Below are 20,835 nucleotides of genomic sequence, written 5' to 3'. Positions count from 1 at the left end.
GCGTGGGGCAAGATGAGGGGATGAGTGTTGTCAAGATCAATGTGCTGACGGTCCCGGAGGAACAGCGCGAGGTGCTGGAAAAGCGCTTCGCCGCACGGGCCGGGACGGTCGAGAACTCCGACGGCTTCGAGTGGTTTGAGCTCCTGCGTCCCGTCGAAGGGACTGACACCTACCTCGTCTACACGCGCTGGCGCAGCGAGGAAGACTTCCAGGCATGGATGGAGGGCCCCATGAAGGCGGCCCACCAGCGCGGCGGCGAGGACGCCCCGAAGCAGAAGCCCGCCGCCTCCGGCTCCACCCTGTGGTCCTTCGAGGTCGTCCAGCAAACCGGACCCAAGCAAGGCTGACACTGGCTCTTGACTCGTCGCGAGCCCTCTGAACCTCTACCAGAGGGCTCGCGGCGCTGTGTTCTCACGCGTCGCACCGGCCTCCTGGCACCCGCCCTGCTCCAGCACACCGCCCGGCCCCGGATCCCTGTCCAGGACCACCATGGCCCGATGCCACTCGCCTCGGATGCGCCACGCAGGACAGCCGAATCGGGTGCGAAATCTGGCCACTTGGGCCTGGGGAAAGCCATGGGTGTGTCGTATGATCACACTGATTCTGTTGCATCGGTTCGGTTCTGGCCGTCCCACCCCCTGGAGGCTGCTGCCCGATGGAGAAGTTTGCCCTGCTGTGCGACGCAGTCGCCCACATCCACGCCGGCCGCCCCGCCCAGGCCCGTCCCGCGCTGGAGAACTTGAGGAAGCTGATCGGGCCCGAAGTGCGGCCGCAGGACGCGGCGTACGAGCTCTACCGTGCCGCACTGGTCAACCGTGTCGAGGAGCACGGCAGCCCCTCGGAGACCAACCTGTACACACAGGCCTACGACCAGCCGCAGATCGATCTGTACTACCTGCTCACCACCCACCTGCCGTTCATGGACACGAGCCGGGTCGTCAACGAGCTGCTCGCCGGGCAGGTGGGCGCCGCGGACGACTTCGCCCTGCTGTCGGTCGGCATTGGGCACGGCCGCCAGGAGAGCGCGCTGCTGCACGCTCTCGCGGCCAGAAACCCGGCATTGCGTCACTGCACGGTCATCGGTGTCGACCCCGACCGGGAAAGCCTGGCCACAGCCGAGCGCACCCTGCGGCAGGCCACGGCCGAGCACGGTGTCGATCTGGACTTCCTCCCCGTGGCGAAGGTGGCTGAGGAACTTGACGATGACGACTGGATGAACCTGTCCCGCATTGACGTCCCGTTGGTGGTCAACGCCTCTTTGGCGCTCCACCACATGAAGGACCCGAGTCCCGGTCACGACGCCCGGGACGAGTTCTTCCAGCGGTTGCGCATGCTGGCCCCGCGCGGAGTGGTGCTGAACGAGTTCGACACCGACCACCATGAGGTGTCCTTCCCGCAGCGGTTCTTCAACTCATGGCGGTTCTTCGGCACCATCCTTCGCGCCATCGAGGCCTCGCCTGCCACCCGGCAGGAGAAGGACCACATGAAGACGTTCTTCGCCCGCGAGGTCATGAACATCGTCGGCTCGCGCACCGACGCCCAGCGTTTCGAGCGGCACGAGGCGGCCGCTACCTGGATAAACCGGCTGCGCCGCTGCGGCTTCGAGCCCTACGGTGACACCCCGGGGCTTCCGGTACCCTCGCTCCCCGCGGACTTCACGGTTCGCGTCCTGCCCGAGCAGGTCCGGCTCGGATATCGCGACGCCACGGTCTGCTCCGTCATCGGCGCGCGCCCTGCCGGATGAGGCATCCCGGTGGCCTGCGCGGTTGACCGCACCTGCCGAGCACCTGTCCGCGCTCTCCGCGGTCGCTTATCCACACGTCAAGTGGCGCCCGGCCTTCGGACAACCGAACGCGCGGCCTTGCTTAATGAACACCCAGGAGGCGGCGAACACCGGGATGTCGGATCCGGGTTCCGGCCGGGCCGTGCCGTTGCCGGCACTCTTCATGGCTGGGTGAGATCCGGGTATGCAGGAGCGGCTGGAAGCGCGCACGGCTGTACATGTGCCGACCGGTCAGCCGATTCCCCGCCCGGAACGTCACGTAAGGGGCCAAGGGGACGCTGACGCCGCAACCGTCGAGGCCCTGGGGACGATGACCGTACGTCGAGATCCCCAGGGCGCCGGAGGTTCCCGGGCCGCCCGATCACCAGACCGTCGGTCAGGAGCGACGCCATCCGGTCCTGACGGAGACCGGTCGGCTCCAGCCACGACTGCGCCTGCTGCCATCCCCCCGCGGCGTGAATTTTGTGCTCGCCTTGAGTCTGTTCCCGCACCCGGGGATGGCACTACAGACTTTCGCCCACTCGCTTGAGGGAGGAGCCCGAGCCCTCACTTCCCGGCATCGCGGAGCGCCGCCGAAGGCCGACTGACCGGACCAGCCGCACACTCGGTCCTTCGACGGGATCACTGTCGTCACCAGCGGCATCCGAATGCCGTGGATGAACTCCTTCATGGAGCACTGGATGCAAACCTGCCGGCCCGACCGCTGGACCGCACCTCATAGGGGACCGGCGCCACCTGCTCCACGCGACTACGGGCGCACGCTCGGCCCGCCGCCGGGGACCAGGTGGGTGCATAGGCAGCGATCAATTCCCCGGCACCCGCGGCCGTATGCCGAGGAGTGGGCTGCGGACGCCGTGCTCCGGCTGCCGTGCCGCGCGTGGAGGCCCCCTGTCAGGTCGGGGGCTCGCACGCCTTCTTTGGCGCGTCCTCGTCGCCTTCGGTACCGGCCGCGAGGGCGGCTGGTGTCTCCAGTGCTTGTTTGAGGTCTCCAAGGAAGGCCATCGCGTCGCGGCCGTTGACCACGCGATGGTCGTAGACCAGACCGAGGTACGCGAACCGGCGGACTTCCGGCCTGCCCTGCCGGCCCAGGACGAGCTGTTCGTCGATGCCGCCCAGGGAGAGCGCGCAGGTCTGGCCGGGGAAGACGATGGGGGTGGCGAAGACCACACCGTCGGCCGTGTGCGGAGCGATCATGATGTTGGCGCCGGTGAGCTCGTCGGCTCGGAAAGTGCCGCTGACGGCTTTGGCGCGGAATCCTGTTATCACGTCGGCGATCCGGGCGACGTTCAGCGCGGCGGTGTTGTGTACGACCGGGGTGTACAGGCCCTCTCCGGCGTCCACCGCCACCGCGACGTGTGGGCAGGGAGCGGGCTGGATGGTGCCGTCGTCGAGGAGCCGGGTGAACAGGCTCGGATGCGCGGGGTGTTGGTCTGCCACCGACTTGATGAGGAGGCCGAGCAGGGAGACGTAGCTGCCGGTGCGCAGACGCAGTTGCCGGGCGAGGTCCTGAGCCTGGCCGACGTCGACCTTGGCGAAGGCGGCGGCGGCCGGGATGGTGCGCATCGACTCGGTGACCACGGCACCCACCGCCCGCTGCTGCGCCGACAGTTGAAGGTCGGTGGGGGCACCGGCTTGCGCGGGGCGTGGCAGCAGCGCTTCGACGTCGGCTGCGCGGATCACGGTGCGGCCCAGTCCGCGCAGTTCGTTGTCGCTCAGGCCGTGCTGGTCCGCGAGGGCGCGCGCCGCCTTGGTGAGCGTCAGGCCGGCATCGGTTGCCGGCTCCGGCCGTGCGGTGGGGTCGACGGCCGGTGCGGAGAGGTAGGCATGGCGTTCGTCCTCCGAGGCGAAGAGGTGGGCGACGGTCTGACCGGGGCGGCAGTCGGCGCCGCCTGCGAGGAGGGTGTGCAGGATGCCGTCGGCGGTGCTGTCGATCTCTTCCTGGGCCTTGGAGGTCTCGATCACCAGCAGCGGCTGCCCTTTCTTGACGCGTGCGCCGTGCTCGGCGAGCCATTCGGCCAAGACGTAGCCGGCGTCGTTGGTGTTGAGGGTGGGCAGCTTGACGCTGATCACTGGGAAGCCTCCGTGAGGGCACCGTGAAGTGCGGTCGCCTGGAGCAGGACGGTGTGCTCCAGGTGGGCGGCGGTGGGGATGACGCTCGGTTGGGCACTGAGCAGCAGTACGGGGCGGGCCAGCCGTCGCCACAGGTGCTCATGCAGCTGCTGGGCGAGCATTTCGCCCCAGGTGCCGTCTGCCGCGCTGTCCTCTGCGACACAGATGCGGCGGGCGCGGGACAACGTCGCGAGCAGCGGTTCGACGGTGAACGGGTAGAGCCGGGAGGGCACCAGGAGTTCGCAGGTGATTTCCTCCTCCAGCAGCAGGGTGCGCATGGCGGCGACGGCTCGCTCGACCAGGCCCCCTGGGGCCAGGATGATCCAGTCCGGGTCAGCGCAGTCCACGGGGAACACGCGCGCGGTCCGGCTCGGGTCGTCGAGCAGCTCGTACCGGAAGAGGTCGTCGACGACCCCGCCCTGGTGCATCGTGCGGGTGTAGAGCGTCTTGTCCTCGAACAGCACGCACGGCTGCTCGCGGGAGAGCATGGTGGTGAGGACGTCCGCGTTGTCGTGGAACGGCGATATCTCGTGCAGGCTGAGCGCGGGGATGCCGATGAAGTGCTTCTGCAGGCTCTGGCTGTGGGTCGGCCCGTAGCCCCGGTTGCCGCCGGTGGGGCAGCGGACCACCATGCTCATCGGAACGGTGCGGCCGTACATCGACACGGACTTGCTGGCGAAGTTCAGGAGTTGGTCGAAGGCGAGGGCGGCGAAGTCGGAGAACATCATTTCCACGACCGGGTGGTTGCCGGCCAGGGCGAGCCCGGCGGCGACGCCCACGATGCCGCCCTCGCTGATCGGCGAGGAGATCACCCGTTCCGGGTGGCGGTCCGACAGGCCCCGGGTGGCCTTGAAGGCGCCGCCGTACGGGTCGGCGATGTCCTCGCCAATGGCGTAGGCGCGGGGATCGTTGTCGAGGAGCGTGTGCAGGGACCGGTTGAGGTTGCCGATCACCCGCTCCGGCCTGGTCATGAGTGCTCCCAACGGGACGCGGGGCGGGCCTGGACCTCGCGCACGGCCTCGGCGATCGCCTGTCGCTGGATCCGGTCCGCCACGGCGAAATGCTCCGGGTGCTGCTCCTCGTACCGGTGGTACCAGTCGAGCGCGGCCGCGTGCCGTATCACCTCGGCGGGGCGGGAGTCGTCTCCCTTGCTGTGTGGGCCCACGCGGTTCGTGCTGAACTCCACCACCAAGGGCTGGTGTTGGGTGCGGATGTCGTCGATCGCGCCGGACAACTCCCGGCGCACCCGGGCGACATCATGAGAGGTGACGTGGTGGTGCCGGATGCCGAAGGCCGCCGCGCGCGCCTGGATGGTGCCGGCCATCTGCCGCTCGGTCGGAGTGGACTGGGCGATCTTGTTGTTCTCGACCACGACCAGCAGGGGCAGCCCCCACAACTGGGCCATGTTGAGCGCCTCGTACACCGCGCCTTCGCCCCACGTGCCGTCGCCGATGTGCACCACCGCGATCCGTCCGGGCTCGGCCCGGCGCAGGTGCAGGGCGACACCCGCGGCCACCGGCAGGCTCTCGCCCTGTACGCCGGTGGACAGGTAGCGGTCGCGGTAGATGTGCTGGCTGCCGCCCACCCCGTGGCACACGGCGCCCTCGCGCCCCATGATCTCCGCCAGCAGGCCGTGCGGGTCCCGGAAGCGGGCCAGGTAGTGGCCGTGCCCGCGGTGGTTGCTGAAGACGTAGTCGCCCTCGTCCAGCAGTGCGTAGAGCGCGACGGGAATGTACTCCTGCCCGAGGCAGGTGTGCGTGGTGCCGTGCAGCAGACCCTGCGAGAACAGTTCCAGCACGGCCAGTTCGAAGTGACGGATCATCAGCAGGGTGTCGAGGTCCTCGTCCGGTAGCCGCGACAGGGGCTCCGCGCCTGCCCCGGACGGGGGTGCCGTGGTCTCCGTCGCAGTGGTGCTGCCACCGATGAGACGGTGTGCTGCGCTGGCCGCAGTCGCCTCCTCAGGGAACTTGCCCTCGATGATTTCTGCCGATGTCACAGGGCCGCCTCCCGTGCCCATGCCATCGCTTGGGCACCGGCTTGCTCGACCTGCGGATGCGGGCGCGCGGGAGACGGGATGCCAATACCAGGAACCGCGAAACCGACATCTTGCGACATATAATGATGACGCAGAAAAGTGCCCATGACCTGTCTCCCAATGGTATGAATGGACGCCATAGAGCTCTCACAGAGCCGCGGTGAAGCAGCGGCGCCCCAATCAGGGCTGGCCGGTCGGCCTTGGACTTCAGCACACGCCGGAGAATGGCGAAGTCTCGCCTTCCGATTCATGCGCACATCGTGCAAAGCCACCTGTGAAAGTGTCAACGCTTCCGAGCGCCCCCGAAAAGGGACGTCCGGGGTGCTTGAACAGGAGTTATCCGAGGTGGATACTGACGCCTACGCGCTTGCCACGGAGCACTTTCTGCAGTGCGCGTGCACCTCGACCCTCGGCACACAAGTGGCATAAACGCCGGAAGAATCACCGGACCGATATAGGCACCCGAACCACAGCGGCGGCGACGTGCTGAACGCCTGCGGGCGACAGCACAGGAAACATCGCGTTTAAACACCCGGAACACACTCGGACATTCAATAGCAGGTGCGACAGAAAGGACATAGAGCTCCCTGCGCCGAGCACACGGACAGATCTCCTCGGCAGAGATGATGAACCATTTGGCCGCCTACCCCGTTCAAGCGGCGAAGCCGCCACCGCAGGAGCAGGTGACGGTTACTCGCATACCTTCGCCATCACTAAACACATGTGAGTACGGTGCCCCGAATGTCCCTTATCGCGATCGTCGAGTATCACAGCCTTTTGCGTCGTGGACTGGAAAGCCTGATCTCCGGCCAACCGCGGCTGAACCTCGTCGCCGTGGTGGCGGAGCCCTCGCAGATCGAGCAGCCGGGGACGCAGGCCGACGTGATCCTCTTCGGGCCGTCTCCGCACGCGGCGAAGCCCCTCGACGAGACGATCGGCGACCTGACCGACTGCGGGCGGGTACTGCTGGTCACCAGGCCCGCCGACCCGGGGCTTGTGGCACTCGCCCTCCGATCCGGTGCCCATGGCTGCGTCGCCGAGCACACCGAAGAAGACGAGCTGCTGCGCGCGGTGGACACGGTGGCCCACGGCGGGATCCACATCGCGGCACAGCTCGCGACGGGCCTGCGCGACGAATTACGCAAGCCGCCCGCCGTGGCCCCGCCGGCGCTCGCGCGCCGGGAGGTCGAGACTCTGCGCTGGCTCGCCGCCGGGTTCACCCACGGCCAGATCGCCCGGCGCATGGACCTGACCGAGGCAACCATCAGCACGTACGTCAAGCGCATCAGGAGCAAGCTCAACGTGGGCAACAAGGCCGACCTGACGCGCAGGGCGATCGAGTTCGGACTGCTCCAGGAGGAGCCGGATCCGCCGGTGGCCGGTGACCACCAGCGGATCCGGCGGATACCGCCGGCGGCCTGAGCCCGACGGCGGACACTGTCACGTTGGCCGACCGGGTGGGACGATCTTCTGGTTGATCCTGTTGGCGCGAGTTGGCTGAGCAGAAACCGGAAGTACAGCCGGCCTGAACACCAGGCCGGGGAACCGGCCCCATCACGTCCCGACGCACCGTCGGACACCCGCACAGCCAACAACGTGAGCTCTGCGGGCAGGGTGCTGAGCTCACCAAGGGAGGGTCCGCCACTCCTCGCCTCCGCGGCGGCCTCGCCATTGAGGCTTGTCGCCCACGCCGTCGTCGACCCCACACCCGTCGTCCGCAGTGCGCACCAAATCTCCCAGCACCACCGCACGCTGGTCACCTTGCGCCCCGACCCGACCGGGCCACCCGCCGGGCATCCGCGTCCTGACCGCTTCCCCGTCCCGTCGCCGTCCGCTGACCCGCTCGCACCGGCGCCGGCGCCGCGACGGCATTACGGTAGCGGGGCTTTGGACAGGCCATGTCGCCGGTGGCTCGGGGGACCTCTTCTCTTCCACGTCGGCGCTCCTATGCAGCGTTGACCACGCCCCCGGACAGTTCGCCCTGTCGCGGGGGTCCTGACGTACGTAAAGACAACCGCGCCGGTGCAGTCGTGGGTGGTGACTGTCCGGTGACTGCGCGGTGACAGTCCGTACCCTGGTCACCATGAACAGCGGGGAGTTCGGCCAGAGAGTCCGCGACCTGCTTCGCGATCAAGGCATGAGCGTCCGGGCGGTCGCCCGGTGCCTGAACTACGACCATGCCCATCTGTCGCGCGCTCTCTCCGGAAAACAGCAGCCGTCGCTGCCACTGGTCACGGGGTTGGACAAGCTGCTCAAGGCAGGCGGGGAACTCGTCGAACAAGCGGCACACGTTGCAGCGCCAACAGTCCCGCCAAAGGCTACGAAAGCAACAGCCATCACTGAGCGGATACTCAATCTCAACGAGGCACGGGGAGCTGACTTCGCGGAAGCCATCCGAGAGAATTCCCGTCGGCTGGTCGTCCTGGACAACGAACTCAGCGGTGTGTCCATCGCCGAGCCCGCAGGCCGCGCGTTCAAGGTCGTACATCGGCGGCTTGGCGACGGAGACTACGAGCTTCGACAATGAGCGCGACATTCAATCGGCTGCCGCAGAACTTGCCGAAGTCGCTGGCTGGGCTCTTGGGGACGCGGAAAGAGACGATGCGGCTCAGCGTTTCAACTATGAGGCACTGTTCCTCGCGAAACTCTCAGGGGATCGCTCCATTGAATTGCCGACGTTGCAAAACATGGCGATGCACAGTGAATGGCGCGGACGGAATCAAGAGGCTCTGTCCATCGCCCGGTCGGTACTCAACCGCAGGCGGATGTCTGCGCGCGTCGAGGCGATGTTCCGCATCCGTGAAGCCAAGGGGCTCGTCGGCACTGGACGTACGTCGGATGCCATCGAGTCGCTGGAACGTGCCCGATCGCTCATCGAGGACGGTAACGACGTTGGCGAACCGGAGGAGGTATGGCGGGTGACTCGGCGGAGAGATCGACCGCCAGTGGGGGCACACGCTCCACATCGCAGGCGACACAGAGAATGCGATCGAGCTACTCCTACAGTCCGTAGAACCAGGACGTGACGTCACCACCGGCTACTCAAGCGAACGCGTCGCGCGACTCACGCAATGCCTACTGGACGTCAACGCATGGCGCGAGGCTGAAGACGTAGCCCGGTCCTTGGTTACCGCCACCCCCGGAATCTCATCGGGCCGAACGCTCCGCATCATCGGGCGCGTTGCCGAGCAGCGCGAAAGACTGAACGGCGCACCTCCGAGCCTTACGGATACCCTTGAGCATCTGGGAGAAAAGCTTGATGAGGATCCGTTCACTCTTTGACAGAGCGCGTGGCCGAGTTTCCTTCAGTGGCGCGCTTTGGGCACGCCGCCAGCCGTAGCGGCTTTGGGGCGGGAGCTGCCACGGGGCGAGAGAACGGGGAGCCTTACGCCGGCCCGGCGAATCGGGCGGGTCTGTGATCCTGCCCGCGTTTGCGACCGATTGGCCCCCTGTTTTTAGAGCCTCGCCCCGTGGTGGCTGCCTAAAAGCCTCGAAGGCCGTCGGCCCCAGCCGCAACGCACCAATCCCGGACGGCCGGGTGGTCGCGTCTGCGGTACTCACGTCGCAGCGTTAGGCGTACTGGAGCGAGTCGGTGAAGGTGCGCAGCCCGGCAAGGTGTTCACCGAGTTGCCCGCCGGTCCGTCGGACGGCTGGCGCGCCCAGATCGAGCTCGCGGCCCGGTGCTCCGGGACTTGTTACACCACCACCCGTGGCTCGCGCCGGCCCTGTCCGTGACCCGGCGCCAAATGATGTCCGAGGCCCTGCCCTTCAGCGAGTGGATGGTCGCCGCCCTGCACGCCCAGGGTCTCGACGTCTCGTGCGCCCGGCCTCGCCGCCTTCCTCGGCGAGCCCGGGGATCCGAACGCCCGGTGACGGCGGAGGGCCACCGGCCTGTCCTGAACTCATCGGTGGGGGTCAGGGCCCTGGTGCCGGGGAAGGGGCGGCTCATCTAGGGTCGGCTTGTGTACGGGAGTGTCAGCGAGAAGCCGGGGCCCGCCCGCGGGGACGGGCAGCGCATTCTGGTCGTAGACGATGAGTCCAGGATCGCCGAACTGCTCTCGACCACCCTGGAACTGGCCGGGTATCAGGTCGGCACGGCGGCCACCGGGGGCGAGGCGCTGGACCGGGTGGGGCGGGAGCGGCCGGATCTGGTGATCCTGGATGTGATGCTGCCCGATCTGGACGGGTTCACGGTGTGCCGGCGGATGGTGGCCGCCGACGAGGACCATCCGCCCGTGCTCTTCCTCACCGCCCGCGACTCGCTGGATTCGCTGGTCACCGGGCTCGGTATCGGCGGGAACGACTACGTGACCAAGCCGTTCCGGATCGCCGAGGTGCTGGCCCGGGTGCAGGTGCTGCTGCGCGGGCGGCGGCGGAGGGCACGGGAGGAGGCGCCGCCGCGGTACGCGGACCTGGTGCTGGACGATACTACCCGGCAGGCCCGGCGGGGACGCCGGACGCTGGAGCTGACGCCCGCCGAGTACCGGCTGTTGCGCTATCTGCTGGTCAACGCCGGGCGGGTGGTGTCCAAGGAGCAGATCGGCGAGCACCTGTGGTTCAAGGACCACCGGAGTTACGGGGACAACGCCATCGAGAAGCTGATCTCCCGGCTGCGGCACAAGGTCGACGAGGACGGTCCGGCGCTGATCCACACCCGTCGCGGCTTCGGCTATTGGCTCGGTCGACTCGCCGCCGTATGAAGGACGGCATGAAAGACGGCATGAAAGACGGCATGGGCGACGGACTGGACGACGGACTGGGCGACGAGCACCGGCAACTGGTGGAGGTGCTGCTGCACGAGCTGCGCACCTCGCTGACGACCATCCGCGGCTGGGCCGAACTCCCGCTCCAGGGGCTCAGCGACGACCCCGCGCTGATGGTGCGCGCCCTGCGGCGCATCCAGGAAGAGGCCGACCACATGTATGAGGCGACCCAGCGGGTGTTTCCCCGTTCGGACGCCTCCTGGGAGCGGCCGTCGCCCCTGGAGCCGATGGATCTGCGGGACGTGGCCGACGAGGCGGTCGCGGACCTGGGACTGCTCGATCCCGAACGCCCCATCACCCGCGAGAACTCCGGCCGGACGGCTCTCGTCGCCGACTACCGGATGCTGCGGCACGCGGTGCGCAATCTGCTGGGCAACGCGCTCCAGCACACCCCCGCGGGCTCCCCGGTGACAGTGTCCGTACGCGGGCCGGTGAGCGGGCCCGGCGAAGAGCCGCGGGTGGAGCTGTCGGTCGGCGACCGGGGAGCGGGCATGGATCCGCGGGCGATCGCCCGGCTGACCACGCCGTACCGCGAGAACGACGGCGGCGAGACGGGTGGCGGCCTCGGGCTCACCATCGTGCGGCGGGTGGTCGAACGGCACGGCGGCGAGGTGACCGTGAGCAGCACGCCCGGCCACGGTACGACGGTCACTGTGGCCTTGCCCACAGTCAGCGTTTCGTCAGGTAACTGACCGGGCGGCGTCAGGTCGGGGAGGTTCGCTGGTCATCACGTCCCCGGTACACAAAGGTTCACGCTCCGCTCCTGTCGAAATCCCCCACCCGAGGAGAGACATGACCGAGACGCTGGCAGAGATCACGACCCCGTCGGAAGAACCGATTCCGGCGTATCCGATGCCGCGGGCATCCGGCTGCCCCTTCGACCCGCCGCCGACCGCGCAGGCGATGCACGCCGAACGGCCGGTCGCCAAGGTGCGGATGTGGGACGGCAGCACCCCGTGGCTGGTGACCGGGTACGCCGACGGGCGCGCCCTGCTCGCCGACCCGCGCGTCAGCTCCGAGGCCATACGGCCCGGCTTCCCGCACCCGAACGCGGGCTTCCGTCAGAACGCCCCGCGGCAACGTTCGTTCATCGCCATGGACGATCCCGAGCACGCGCGGATCCGCCGCATGGTCACCGCCCCGTTCGCCATCAAGCGGATCGAGGCGATGCGGCCCGCCATCCAGAAGATCACCGATGATCTGATCGACGCGATGCTGGCCGGGCCCACCCCGGCCGATCTGGTGCGCTCGCTCGCGCTGCCGCTGCCGTCCCTGGTGATCTGCACGCTCCTGGGCGTGCCGTACGAGGATCACGAGTTCTTCCAGGAGAAGAGCTCGCTCATGATCAACTATCGCTCGTCGGCCGAGGAGGTGATCGCCGCCAGCGACGCGCTGACCGACTATCTGGACGAGTTGATCGGGGTCAAACTCGCCGAGCCCGCCGACGACATGCTCTCCGAGCTGGCCACCCGGGTCAGGTCCGGTGAGCTGACCCGGCGCGACGCCGCCTCCATGGGCTTCCTGCTGCTGGTCGCCGGCCATGAGACCACGGCCAACATGATCGCCCTCGGCACCCTCGCGCTGCTGGAGCACCCCGACCAGCTCGCCGTCCTGCGGGAGACCGACGATCCGAAGGTCGTCGCCAAGGCGGTCGAGGAGCTGCTGCGCTACCTGACCATCGTGCACAACGGGCGCGGCCGGGTCGCGCTGGAGGACATCGAGATCGGCGGCGAGACCATCCGGGCCGGGGACGGCATCATCGTCTACACCAGCACCGGCAACCGGGACGCGGAGGTCTTCCCCGACCCCGACCGGCTGGACATCGGTCGCGACGCCCGCCGCCACATGGCGTTCGGCTTCGGCGTCCACCAGTGCCTGGGCCAGCCGCTCGCCCGCATGGAGTTGCAGGTCGTCTACGGCACGCTCTACCGCCGCATCCCCACCCTGCGGCTGGCGACCGGCGTCGACCAGCTGCCGTTCAAGCACGACGCCCTGGTGTACGGCGTCTACGAACTGCCGGTCACATGGGCGTCGTGAACAAGGAAGCCGAGGGAGTCACCATGCGAGTCGAAGTCGATGTTCCCAAGTGTGTCGCGTCCGGTCAGTGCGTGATGATCGCGCCCGATGTGTTCGACCAGCGGGACGAGGACGGGATGGTCGTGCTGCTGGACGACCGTCCCGCTGCCGAACTCCACGACGACGTACGGGAGTCCGCGATGATCTGCCCGGCGGCGGCGATCCGGGTGGTGGAGCAGGAGTGAGGCGTGTCGTCGTGGTCGGCGCCTCGGCCGCCGGGCTCGCGGCGGCGGAGACGCTGCGCCGGGCGGGGTACGACGGCACCGTCACCCTCGTCGGCGACGAACCGCACGCCCCGTACGACCGGCCGCCGCTGTCCAAGCAGATCCTCGGCGGGCAGTGGGACGCCGGACGGCTCCCGCTGCGCGGACGGGACGAGCTGGACGCGCTCGGGCTCGACCTGCGGCTCGGCGTCGCCGCGACCGGGCTCGACCCGGCCGGGCGTACGGTCGCGCTCGCCGATGGGGCGGAGGTGCCGTACGACGGGCTGGTCGTCGCCACCGGGGTACGGCCGCGGCGGCTGCCCGGGGACGGGGGCGCGCATGTGCTGCGCACCCTGGACGACGCGCTGGGCTTGAGGGACCGGCTGACGGCGGGGACGCGGCTGGTGGTGGTCGGCGCCGGGTTCCTCGGCGCGGAGGCGGCCGCCGTCGCGCGCGGGCTGGGCGCGGAGGTGACCCTGCTGGAACCGGCGCCGGTGCCGCTGGCGCCCGCGGTCGGCGAGGAGGTCGGCCGGGTGCTGTCCCGGGCGCACCTCGACCACGGCGTGGACCTGCGCACCGGCGTCACGGTGACCGAGGCGACCGGCGGCGGGGTGCGGCTGACGGACGGCGGCCGGGTCGCGGCGGACGAGGTGCTGGTCGCCGTCGGTTCCGTGCCCAACACCGAGTGGCTGGAGGGCAGCGGTCTGACCGTGGGCAACGGGCTGGAGTGCGACGAGTTCAGCGCCGCCGCGCCCGGTGTCTACGGGGCGGGGGACGTCGCGTGCTGGCACAACCCGCTGTTCGGTACGGTCATGCGGATCGAGCACCGTACGAACGCCACCGAGCAGGGCATGGCGGCGGCCCGCAATCTGCTCGCCCCCGAACCGGAGGCGCGGCGGCCGTATCAGCCGGTGCCGTACTTCTGGTCGGACCAGTACGGGATGCGGATCCAGGCGTACGGCCATCTGCGCGGCCATGACGAGGTGGCCGTGGTGGAGGGCTCCCTGGAGGAGGGGGCCGAGGGGGCGTTCCTGGCCGCGTACCGCCGCGGGGACCGGCTGACCGGGGTGCTGGCCGTGGGCATGTCGCCCCGGGTGCTGCGCGATTGGCGGCGGTCGATCGCCGCCGGGGCGCGGTGGGCGGACGCGGTGCGGCGGGCCCCGACACCGGCCTGACGCCCCGCGGGCGGGGGCCGGGCGCGGGTCAGACCGCGTCCGGCCCCCGCTCGCCCGTGCGTACGCGCACGAAGTCGTCCACCGGGACGGCCCACACCTTGCCGTCGCCGATCCGTCCGGTGCGGGCGGCGGTCACGATGGCGTCCATGACGGTGTCGGCCTCCGCGTCCTCCACGACCACCTCGATGCGCGCCTTGGGCACGTAGTCGATGCGGTATTCGGCGCCGCGGTAGACCTCGGTGTGGCCACGCTGCCGTCCGAAGCCGCTGGCCTCGGTGACGGTGAGGCCCCGCACACCGATCTCCAGCAGCGCCGTCTTCACTTCGTCCAGCTTGAACGGCTTGACGATCGCGGTGATCAGCTTCATGGGGTCGGGGTCCTGTCGGGGCGACGCGGCGGGCGGTGGACGGCGTTCTGCGGCAGGCCATGGCCCAGAACCCCGTGATCATAGGCGCTCTCGGCGTGGACGGCGAGGTCGAGTCCGGACCGCTCGCCCTCCTCGGCCGCCCGGAAGCCCATGGTCCGGTCGATCAGCTTCCCGATGCCGTACGTCATGACGAACGCGTACGCGCCCACCGCCAGCGGGGGGATCGCGACCAGTCCGGCGACCGCGCCGGAGGCGGCGCCGAGGGTGGTGGCGTGGCCGTCGCGGACCTTCTCGACCACCAGCCAGCCCAGCAGTCCGGTGCAGCCCGCCGCCTGGGTGTTGATGAGACGTGTTTCCTCGATGTTTCGCGTGCCCACTGAGCCAAGCGATGAAGTCGGTTCTGCAAGTCAGTCTGCCCAGTAGTCGGACAGCATCTCCCCGGGCCAAGCCGGTTGGCGAACTTCGCCACGCGGTCCCATCTCCTTGAAGTACGGAGCGAGATCGTAGATCGGGCTTCCGTCGACCGCGTCCAGGCCCGTGACGTGGAGGTCGAGACCGTCAGCCTTGAGTAGCCGTGAGAAGGACTGGGCGAGCTGGTCCGGGCGACGGTGGTTGCGGTGTGCGAACGTGCCGGTCGCTGGCCACCGAGGGTCGTTCCGGGGGCTCCGCGCGTGCAAGGCGACGTCACCGGGCGGGGCCAGGTGGAAATGCCAGACCACTAGGGCCTGTTTGGAGTTGTGATCTCGTGGGGTTCCCGGCCCGGGAGGGTTGGGGTCGGGGCCTTGGAGTAAAAGGTGAGGTGTCTCGACCTCAACTTTCGCACGCTGAGTGGGAGTTCATCTCCGCGTTCCTGCCAGTCGGTGAGTACGGGCCCTACCCGGAGAACCTGCGGGCGCACTTTGAGGGCGTCGTGTGGCGGTTCAGGAACGGGGCGAAATGGCGGGAGTTACCCGAACGATTCGGGCACTGGTCCACCGTTTACGGCCGGTTTCGGCAGTGGCGGGATGCCGGAGTGTTCACCACCCTGTTCGAGGAACGACGACGTGTGAGACGTCGCCGCAGGGCCCGGCTCGCCGCCGCCGGCCTGAGCCGTTCACGCGGCGGACTGACCACGAAGAAGCACCTGTCCTGTGTGCCGCAATGCCTGCCCCTCTCGCTCACGATCACTGCGGGGCAAGCCGGGGACAGTCCGCAGTTCATCCCCGTCCTGAACAAGATCCGGGTCCCCGGCCCGGTCGGCCGGCCCCGCACCCGACCCGACGCCGTCGCGGGCGATAAGGCGTACTCGTCCCGCCAGAACCGTTCCCACCTGCGCAAGCGTGGGATCAAAACAGTCATCCCCGAGAAGAAGGATCAGGCCGCCCACCGCGAGAACCGAGGCTCACGCGGCGGACGGCCTGTTACCTGGGACAAGCAGCTGTACAAGCTCCGCAACAGTGTCGAACGCACTATCAGCAAGATCAAGGACTGGCGCGGCCTTGCCGTCCGCTACGACAAAAAGCCTGAAAGCTACCAGGCTGGACTCGAATTATGTGCCGGCCTCCTCTGGATCCGACACCTCGGATCACAGCCTTGACCACAACTCCCTACGCGCCCTAGCCGCACGCCGTGTCGGGATCGTGGCTGGGCTGCCGTGTTATCGGCCGGGTCCGCGTCCGCGTGCGCCGGATTGGGGTGCTCCGCGGCCTGTTGACCACCTGATCGCCCATCAGCCCTCATGATCTACGTGAACGACGGGTCCCCAAGAATCAACTCTTGGTGATTTCGCTGCGGTGCGTAAAGTTCGTTCACCACGTCGAACAAGTCTATTGATTTCTGCCGGGCATCGGCCACGATGCGGTCCGGGGCATGTTGGTAGGTTCCCAGCGGACTGATCGTGTTCTTGATGAAGAATCTCTGGAGCGGGTACAGCCCGACTATGGGAAAGCTCAGTTCTGGGTGCTGCTGCTGAATTTGTTTGGCCACCTTGTTCGCACGCTCGAACAGGACCCGCTCGGAATAGTTCTCCACCATGATTCCCAAGTGGTGAAATCCTGCCATGGCGGAGGAGGAGTGCCCCGCCCGCAGTTCCTCGACCAAGTAGGACAATCCCGCGAGTTCCAGCAGATCGCGAGGATGTGTCACCCCGAGCACCAACGTCCACAACGGATCGTTGCCGGACGCGATCAACGACACCAGTTCGGTAAGCTCGGGAACGCGGCCCGACGCCACGGCGGAACGGAGAAAGCCGGCCAGCTCTCCGAGACCGGACGAGTGTCGCACGGTCGGCGACGATATTGCACCGTCGACAAGGATCCGCGCGCGGCTGAGATCGGCGATGCGCTCATGACGCTCGTCCACATGGTCAAACCATTTCAACACCAGCCGTGGGGTGATGAGTCCACGCCGCATCCAATCCAGTGGATAGAAATAGTACTGCACGCGGGGAATGTCGATGGTGATGGATACCGGTACGGAATCGTGCATCGCACTGGCCAGGTCGCTGACCGCGCCGGTCAGTCGCGTGATGGCCTCGTGCTCATAAAGGGAAAGTTCGTCGTTGACAACGATATCGCGCACTTTTTGGTTGCAATGGTTTGCTCCGTCCAGTCGGACGATCTGCTGCCGTCCGTGATCGAGTTCAACGACCGCTGCTGCCGCGCTGAACAGGCACAGTCCGGTTACCAGGTTGACCTGATCGACTTCGGTCATTCCCTGCGGCAGGTTGGCGGTTCCCTTGAGGTGTAGATGGTGGTCACGACGAGGAAAGTTCGCCTCGACGAAGGGCTGGATGTTGGGTTGAGCCGACTTGAGCGTGTAGTGATAGAAGGCGCTGTCCCCGGACTGCACACTGTTCCCGCCCAGGAGCTGACCTACTGCATTCAGTCGATTCCGCGCTCTGGCCACACATTTGGACACCGAAGCCGGTACCGCCGTGGCCCCCTTCACGTGTGAGTACCCCAGATCGTCCAGCCCGGCTATCCGGTGGCTGACCACGGTGGAATCGAACCGCTGCCGGTGAAGCACGGGGCGCAGGCCAAGCCCATCAGGAGCCGGATCAAGGATGGCGACAGAATGGCCCGGCCTTTCGGTGAAACCCCGGCCGGAGAGCTCGCCGGCCGGGGTTTCCTCCACACCGGAGGGAATTCCAAATGCTTGCCAATCGGTCATTTGCATCACCCTGAAATGAGAAGGGAACGCCGCACTTGTAGCGCAGCCTTTGATCGGTAGACATTTAGGTGGAAATCGGACCTCGATTGCGAAAGGTGAAGCAGAGAGGTGGGTGACTTGCCGTGGCACCGGACCGGCCGGTCACCTGGTAAATTCCTGGCGAAGCATCCGGCCCCGACGACGCCCGCCGCTTCGCGACAGGGGCCTACCGTGCCCATCTGCGCAGCCACCTCGACCTGGCCGCAGCCGCCCGTACCGAACTCGCAGGAAAGGACCGCCAACTCCTGCGAGCCCGAGGCATCACATCCAAGATCGCACGTAAGGGTACCCGCCCACGGTTCCGGCTTGGGCAGGCCCCGCCGGTTCGTGGAGCGGACCTTCGCCTGGCTCCACCAGTTCAAACGCCTCCGAATCCGCTACGAGATACACGCCGACCTCCACCTCGACCTGCTGCGACTCGCCTGCAGCATCATCTGCTTACGACGCCTGCGAACGTCGTTCTGAAACCGTCAGTTACTCGGAGGGGCAGCAAACGGGGCAACTGATCACTGATCCGACTGCACTGAGCAGGCTGCACATGGCCTATGCAAACTGCGCTCACAGGCTCTGCCTCCAGCGGATTCCCTGAGCCTGCTGAAGCGAATGCGAGGAGCGCTACGAGCAACTGGGCCGAGCTGAACTGGTCCCAGGGCGTGTAGGGAGTTGTGGTCAAGGCTGTGATCCGAGGTGTCGGATCCAGAGGAGGCCGGCACATAATTCGATTCCAGCCTGGTAGCTTTCAGGCTTTTTGTCGTAGCGGACGGCGAGGCCGCGCCAGTCCTTGATCTTGTTGATAGTGCGTTCGACACTGTTGCGGAGCTTGTACAGCTGCTTGTCCCAGGTAACAGGCCGTCCGCCGCGTGAGCCTCGGTTCTCGACCGGGCCGGGGACCCGGATCTTGTTCAGGTCGGGGATGAACTGCGGACTGTCCCCGGCTTGCCCCGCAGTGATCGTGAGCGAGAGGGGCAGGCATTGCGGCACACAGGACAGGTGCTTCTTCGTGGTCAGTCCGCCGCGTGAACGGCCCAGGCCGGCGGCGGCGAGCCGGGCCCTGCGGCGACGTCTCACGCGTCGTCGTTCCTCGAACAGGGTGGTGAACACTCCGGCATCCCGCCACTGCCGAAACCGGCCGTAAACGGTGGACCAGTGCCCGAATCGTTCGGGCAACTCCCGCCATTTCGCCCCGTTCCTGAACCGCCACACGACGCCCTCAAAGTGCGCCCGCAGGTTCTCCGGGTAGGGCCCGTACTCACCGACTGGCAGGAACGCGGAGATGAACTCCCACTCAGCATCCGAAAGTTGAGGTCGAGACACCTCACCTTTTTACTCCAAGGCCCCGACCCCAACCCTCCCGGGCCGGGAACCCCACGAGATCACAACTCCAAACAGGACCTGGCTAAGGGCTGTCCCGCAATCCCCAGTGGATCAGCGAGCGGCGTCAGATGCGGTCAATCGCAAGGCGGAGGGTCGTCCTCGTACCGGGTCGTACTCGGGCGATCCCGACAACGCAGCGAGTGGCCGTAGCTGGCGTCGGGAGCCCGCTGGGGATTGCGGGACAGCCCTTAGGCCCGCCGGGCGGCGACGCGGCCCGCCGCGATGTCCACGGCCAGGAACGCGGCCAGCGGAATGCCCAGCAGCGGCAGGTAGTAGCCCACCACGGCGACCCCGACGGCCGACGGGACCAGGACGTACACCGGCACCTGCCGCCAGGCGCCGCGCGGCAGGGGGCGGCCGAAGGCGCCCGCACGGCCGCGCTGCCACCACATGCGGTAGCCCCACACGATGAGCAGGATCAGGGAGAGGGCGAGCGCCGCCAGGGCGAGCTGGTTGACGATGCCGAAGAGGACGCCGGTGTGCAGGTCGATGCCCCACCGGCTCAGCTTGGCCAGCAGCGGATAGTCCGCGAACCGCACGGTGTCGGTGACCTCGCCGGTGGCCGGGGCGACGGCGACCGCGTCCTGCTTCTCCGGCCAGCTGCGCTGGATCTGGCTGACCGTGTACGCGGCGCCCGGCCCTGACGGCGGCACGATCTCCACCGGGTCGCCGAGGCCCTTCGCCCGGGCGGCCCGCAGCACGGCGTCGTAGCCCACGTCGGTGGCGTGGTGCCCACCGTCCGGACCGCCCATGTCCATCCCCGGCATGGCGCCGTGGCCCGCGTGCTCACCGGTGAGCCCGGAGGCCACGGCCGGGGTGGACTGGCCGACCGCGGCGCGCAGGTCGGTGACGTTCGCCCCCGCGTAGGTGGACCAGGTGAGCCCGGTGGCGGACAGGAAGAACAGCCCCGCCGCCACCCAGACGCCGAGGCCGCCGTGGAGGGCGAGGGTGCGGCGACGGCCGCCGGTGGGGGCGGTGGAGTTGAGGGCGGTGGAGTTGAGCGCGAGCGATTCGGCGGTGGCGCGGCGGTTACGGCGGCGGCGGGCGAACCAGAGCAGCAGCCCGCCACCGGCGATCACCCACAGCCAGCTGGCGGCGAGTTCACTGTAGAGACGGCCGCTCTGGCCGAGGTGCAGATCGCGGTGGAACTCGTCGATCCAGGTGCGCAGCGGCAGGGCGCCGGTGCTGCCGTACTGCTCCAGCGCGCCGCGCACCTTCGCGGTGTACGGGTCGACGAAGACGGCGCGAGTGTGGCCCTCGGCGACCCCCTTCACACCGGACAGCAGCACCCGGGCGGTGCCGGTGTCGTCCGGAGACGGGCGCACGGCGCTGATCGTGCCCTCCGGGTGCGCCTCGCGGGCGGCGGCGATCTGCCGGGAGAGCGGCAGCTTGGTGTCGCCGGCCGGGACCCGCAGTTCATGGCCGTACACGATCTTCTCGGCCTGGTAGGAGCCCGCGTACAGCAGTCCGGTGGTGGCCGCGATCAGCAGGAACGGGGCGACGAGGACTCCGGCGTAGAAGTGCAGCCGCAGCACCAGGGGGCGCAGCACGGACCAGGCCGAGCGCGCGGGGGCGTCCCGGTCGGCCACGTCGCCGTCGGCGCCGGGGCCGGCGGCGGCCGGGGCGACGTGTTCGTCGGTGGACATGGCGGCCCTCTCGGTTCGGGGGTGGTGCGCGGCGTGCTCGTCCAGTAGTCGGGGCCGAGGGGAGTCGAGTTCCGGCGCACCCATGTGGCCTGCGTCACATGAACGCGCGTTTTGT

Annotated in this window: 17 protein-coding genes and 3 pseudogenes; 11 read left to right on the top strand and 9 right to left on the bottom strand. The window is 68.2% G+C overall.

Annotated features, from left to right (window positions below; all coding sequences use genetic code 11):
- The first annotated feature begins 20 nt into the window (after positions 1–20).
- Both ASC60_RS14330 and ASC60_RS14325 read left to right on the top strand, forming a co-directional pair.
- Positions 21–347: an antibiotic biosynthesis monooxygenase gene (locus ASC60_RS14330; RefSeq protein WP_055550692.1), complete on the top strand. Its 327-nt coding sequence runs from the start codon at positions 21–23 to the stop codon at positions 345–347.
- A 308-nt stretch (positions 348–655) separates the two neighbouring features.
- Positions 656–1,744: a GRAS family protein gene (locus ASC60_RS14325; RefSeq protein WP_055550690.1), complete on the top strand. Its 1,089-nt coding sequence runs from the start codon at positions 656–658 to the stop codon at positions 1,742–1,744.
- 930 nt (positions 1,745–2,674) lie between these two features.
- On the opposite strand, the gene ASC60_RS14320 is transcribed toward ASC60_RS14325, so the two are convergent.
- From ASC60_RS14320 to ASC60_RS14310, 3 genes are read right to left on the bottom strand one after another with little or no spacing between them, the layout of a single operon-like run.
- Positions 2,675–3,853 carry a 2-oxo acid dehydrogenase subunit E2 gene (locus ASC60_RS14320; protein ID WP_055550688.1) on the bottom strand — a complete coding sequence of 393 codons (1,179 nt, stop codon included), beginning with the start codon at positions 3,851–3,853 and terminating at the stop codon, positions 2,675–2,677.
- Entirely contained in the window at positions 3,850–4,863 is a 1,014-nt protein-coding gene (locus tag ASC60_RS14315) for an alpha-ketoacid dehydrogenase subunit beta (protein ID WP_055550686.1), read from the bottom strand. The genes ASC60_RS14320 and ASC60_RS14315 overlap by 4 nt, the downstream gene beginning before the upstream one ends.
- Positions 4,860–5,888 (bottom strand): thiamine pyrophosphate-dependent dehydrogenase E1 component subunit alpha, encoded by a 1,029-nt coding sequence (locus ASC60_RS14310; RefSeq protein WP_234356944.1) that lies wholly within the window; start codon positions 5,886–5,888, stop codon positions 4,860–4,862. Before ASC60_RS14310 ends, ASC60_RS14315 begins: the two co-directional genes overlap by 4 nt.
- Positions 5,889–6,668: 780 nt before the next feature.
- Between ASC60_RS14310 and ASC60_RS14305 the strand changes: the two genes are divergently transcribed.
- The 7 genes from ASC60_RS14305 (at position 6,669) to ASC60_RS14275 (ending at position 14,144) form a co-directional block, all read left to right on the top strand.
- Complete coding sequence (locus tag ASC60_RS14305; RefSeq protein WP_063787130.1) at positions 6,669–7,349, top strand: response regulator transcription factor; 681 nt, start codon at positions 6,669–6,671, stop codon at positions 7,347–7,349.
- A gap of 661 nt (positions 7,350–8,010) precedes the next feature.
- Complete coding sequence (locus ASC60_RS39160) at positions 8,011–8,454, top strand: helix-turn-helix transcriptional regulator (RefSeq protein WP_079038418.1); 444 nt, start codon at positions 8,011–8,013, stop codon at positions 8,452–8,454.
- 1,435 nt (positions 8,455–9,889) lie between these two features.
- The gene (locus tag ASC60_RS14295; RefSeq protein WP_055550682.1) at positions 9,890–10,627 is read left to right on the top strand and encodes a response regulator transcription factor; all 738 of its coding nucleotides are present in this window, start codon (positions 9,890–9,892) and stop codon (positions 10,625–10,627) included.
- 8 nt (positions 10,628–10,635) lie between these two features.
- Positions 10,636–11,382, top strand: a complete 747-nt coding sequence (locus ASC60_RS14290; RefSeq protein ID WP_234356943.1) for a sensor histidine kinase KdpD — start codon at positions 10,636–10,638, stop codon at positions 11,380–11,382.
- 100 nt (positions 11,383–11,482) lie between these two features.
- The gene (locus tag ASC60_RS14285) at positions 11,483–12,727 is read left to right on the top strand and encodes a cytochrome P450 (protein WP_055550678.1); all 1,245 of its coding nucleotides are present in this window, start codon (positions 11,483–11,485) and stop codon (positions 12,725–12,727) included.
- Between the two features lie 23 nt (positions 12,728–12,750).
- Positions 12,751–12,951, top strand: a complete 201-nt coding sequence (locus tag ASC60_RS14280) for a ferredoxin (protein WP_055551098.1) — start codon at positions 12,751–12,753, stop codon at positions 12,949–12,951.
- The gene (locus ASC60_RS14275; RefSeq protein ID WP_055550676.1) at positions 12,948–14,144 is read left to right on the top strand and encodes an NAD(P)/FAD-dependent oxidoreductase; all 1,197 of its coding nucleotides are present in this window, start codon (positions 12,948–12,950) and stop codon (positions 14,142–14,144) included. The genes ASC60_RS14280 and ASC60_RS14275 overlap by 4 nt, the downstream gene beginning before the upstream one ends.
- A 28-nt stretch (positions 14,145–14,172) precedes the next feature.
- Here the strand turns inward: ASC60_RS14275 and ASC60_RS14270 are convergent, their stop codons facing one another.
- The 3 genes and pseudogenes from ASC60_RS14270 to ASC60_RS14260 form a co-directional block, all read right to left on the bottom strand.
- Positions 14,173–14,511: a P-II family nitrogen regulator gene (locus tag ASC60_RS14270; RefSeq protein ID WP_055550674.1), complete on the bottom strand. Its 339-nt coding sequence runs from the start codon at positions 14,509–14,511 to the stop codon at positions 14,173–14,175.
- Positions 14,508–14,891: pseudogene (locus ASC60_RS14265) on the bottom strand (hypothetical protein); the annotation flags it as partial. The gene ASC60_RS14270 and the pseudogene ASC60_RS14265, both read right to left, overlap by 4 nt.
- A 27-nt stretch (positions 14,892–14,918) precedes the next feature.
- Positions 14,919–15,230 (bottom strand): annotated as a pseudogene (locus ASC60_RS14260) (TrmO family methyltransferase); the annotation flags it as partial.
- A gap of 80 nt (positions 15,231–15,310) precedes the next feature.
- Here ASC60_RS14260 and ASC60_RS39155 point away from each other — a divergent pair.
- Complete coding sequence (locus ASC60_RS39155; RefSeq protein ID WP_079038390.1) at positions 15,311–16,087, top strand: IS5 family transposase; 777 nt, start codon at positions 15,311–15,313, stop codon at positions 16,085–16,087.
- A 146-nt stretch (positions 16,088–16,233) separates the two neighbouring features.
- Here ASC60_RS39155 and ASC60_RS41655 read toward each other — a convergent pair whose 3' ends face one another.
- Positions 16,234–17,661 (bottom strand): hypothetical protein, encoded by a 1,428-nt coding sequence (locus tag ASC60_RS41655; protein WP_159043262.1) that lies wholly within the window; start codon positions 17,659–17,661, stop codon positions 16,234–16,236.
- A gap of 287 nt (positions 17,662–17,948) precedes the next feature.
- Here ASC60_RS41655 and ASC60_RS42205 point away from each other — a divergent pair.
- A pseudogene (locus ASC60_RS42205) lies at positions 17,949–18,165 on the top strand (IS5/IS1182 family transposase); the annotation flags it as partial.
- 204 nt (positions 18,166–18,369) lie between these two features.
- On the opposite strand, the gene ASC60_RS39150 reads toward ASC60_RS42205, so the two are convergent.
- Positions 18,370–19,014, bottom strand: coding sequence for a transposase (locus ASC60_RS39150; RefSeq protein ID WP_079038389.1), 645 nt, complete (start codon positions 19,012–19,014; stop codon positions 18,370–18,372).
- Between the two features lie 248 nt (positions 19,015–19,262).
- A complete protein-coding gene (locus ASC60_RS14245; RefSeq protein WP_055550668.1) occupies positions 19,263–20,720 on the bottom strand; it encodes a PepSY domain-containing protein in 1,458 nt (485 codons plus the stop codon).
- Positions 20,721–20,835: the final 115 nt, after the last annotated feature.

The sequence above is a fragment of the Streptomyces sp. NBRC 110028 genome (genome assembly GCF_001417735.1).
Taxonomy (GTDB): Bacteria; Actinomycetota; Actinomycetes; order Streptomycetales; family Streptomycetaceae; genus Streptomyces.
This window is presented reverse-complemented; position numbering and strand designations above follow the sequence as displayed.

Excerpts from the sequence above, each read along its gene's own strand:
- ASC60_RS39160 (WP_079038418.1), top strand. The coding sequence starts at position 8,011 with ATGAACAGCGGGGAGTTCGGCCAGAGAGTCCGCGACCTGCTTCGCGAT.
- ASC60_RS14270 (WP_055550674.1), bottom strand. The coding sequence starts at position 14,511 with ATGAAGCTGATCACCGCGATCGTCAAGCCGTTCAAGCTGGACGAAGTG.
- ASC60_RS41655 (WP_159043262.1), bottom strand. The coding sequence starts at position 17,661 with ATGACCGATTGGCAAGCATTTGGAATTCCCTCCGGTGTGGAGGAAACC.
- ASC60_RS14330 (WP_055550692.1), top strand. The coding sequence starts at position 21 with ATGAGTGTTGTCAAGATCAATGTGCTGACGGTCCCGGAGGAACAGCGC.
- ASC60_RS14245 (WP_055550668.1), bottom strand. The coding sequence starts at position 20,720 with ATGTCCACCGACGAACACGTCGCCCCGGCCGCCGCCGGCCCCGGCGCC.
- ASC60_RS14315 (WP_055550686.1), bottom strand. The coding sequence starts at position 4,863 with ATGACCAGGCCGGAGCGGGTGATCGGCAACCTCAACCGGTCCCTGCAC.
- ASC60_RS14280 (WP_055551098.1), top strand. The coding sequence starts at position 12,751 with ATGCGAGTCGAAGTCGATGTTCCCAAGTGTGTCGCGTCCGGTCAGTGC.
- ASC60_RS14305 (WP_063787130.1), top strand. The coding sequence starts at position 6,669 with ATGTCCCTTATCGCGATCGTCGAGTATCACAGCCTTTTGCGTCGTGGA.
- ASC60_RS14290 (WP_234356943.1), top strand. The coding sequence starts at position 10,636 with ATGAAAGACGGCATGAAAGACGGCATGGGCGACGGACTGGACGACGGA.
- ASC60_RS14285 (WP_055550678.1), top strand. The coding sequence starts at position 11,483 with ATGACCGAGACGCTGGCAGAGATCACGACCCCGTCGGAAGAACCGATT.
- ASC60_RS14325 (WP_055550690.1), top strand. The coding sequence starts at position 656 with ATGGAGAAGTTTGCCCTGCTGTGCGACGCAGTCGCCCACATCCACGCC.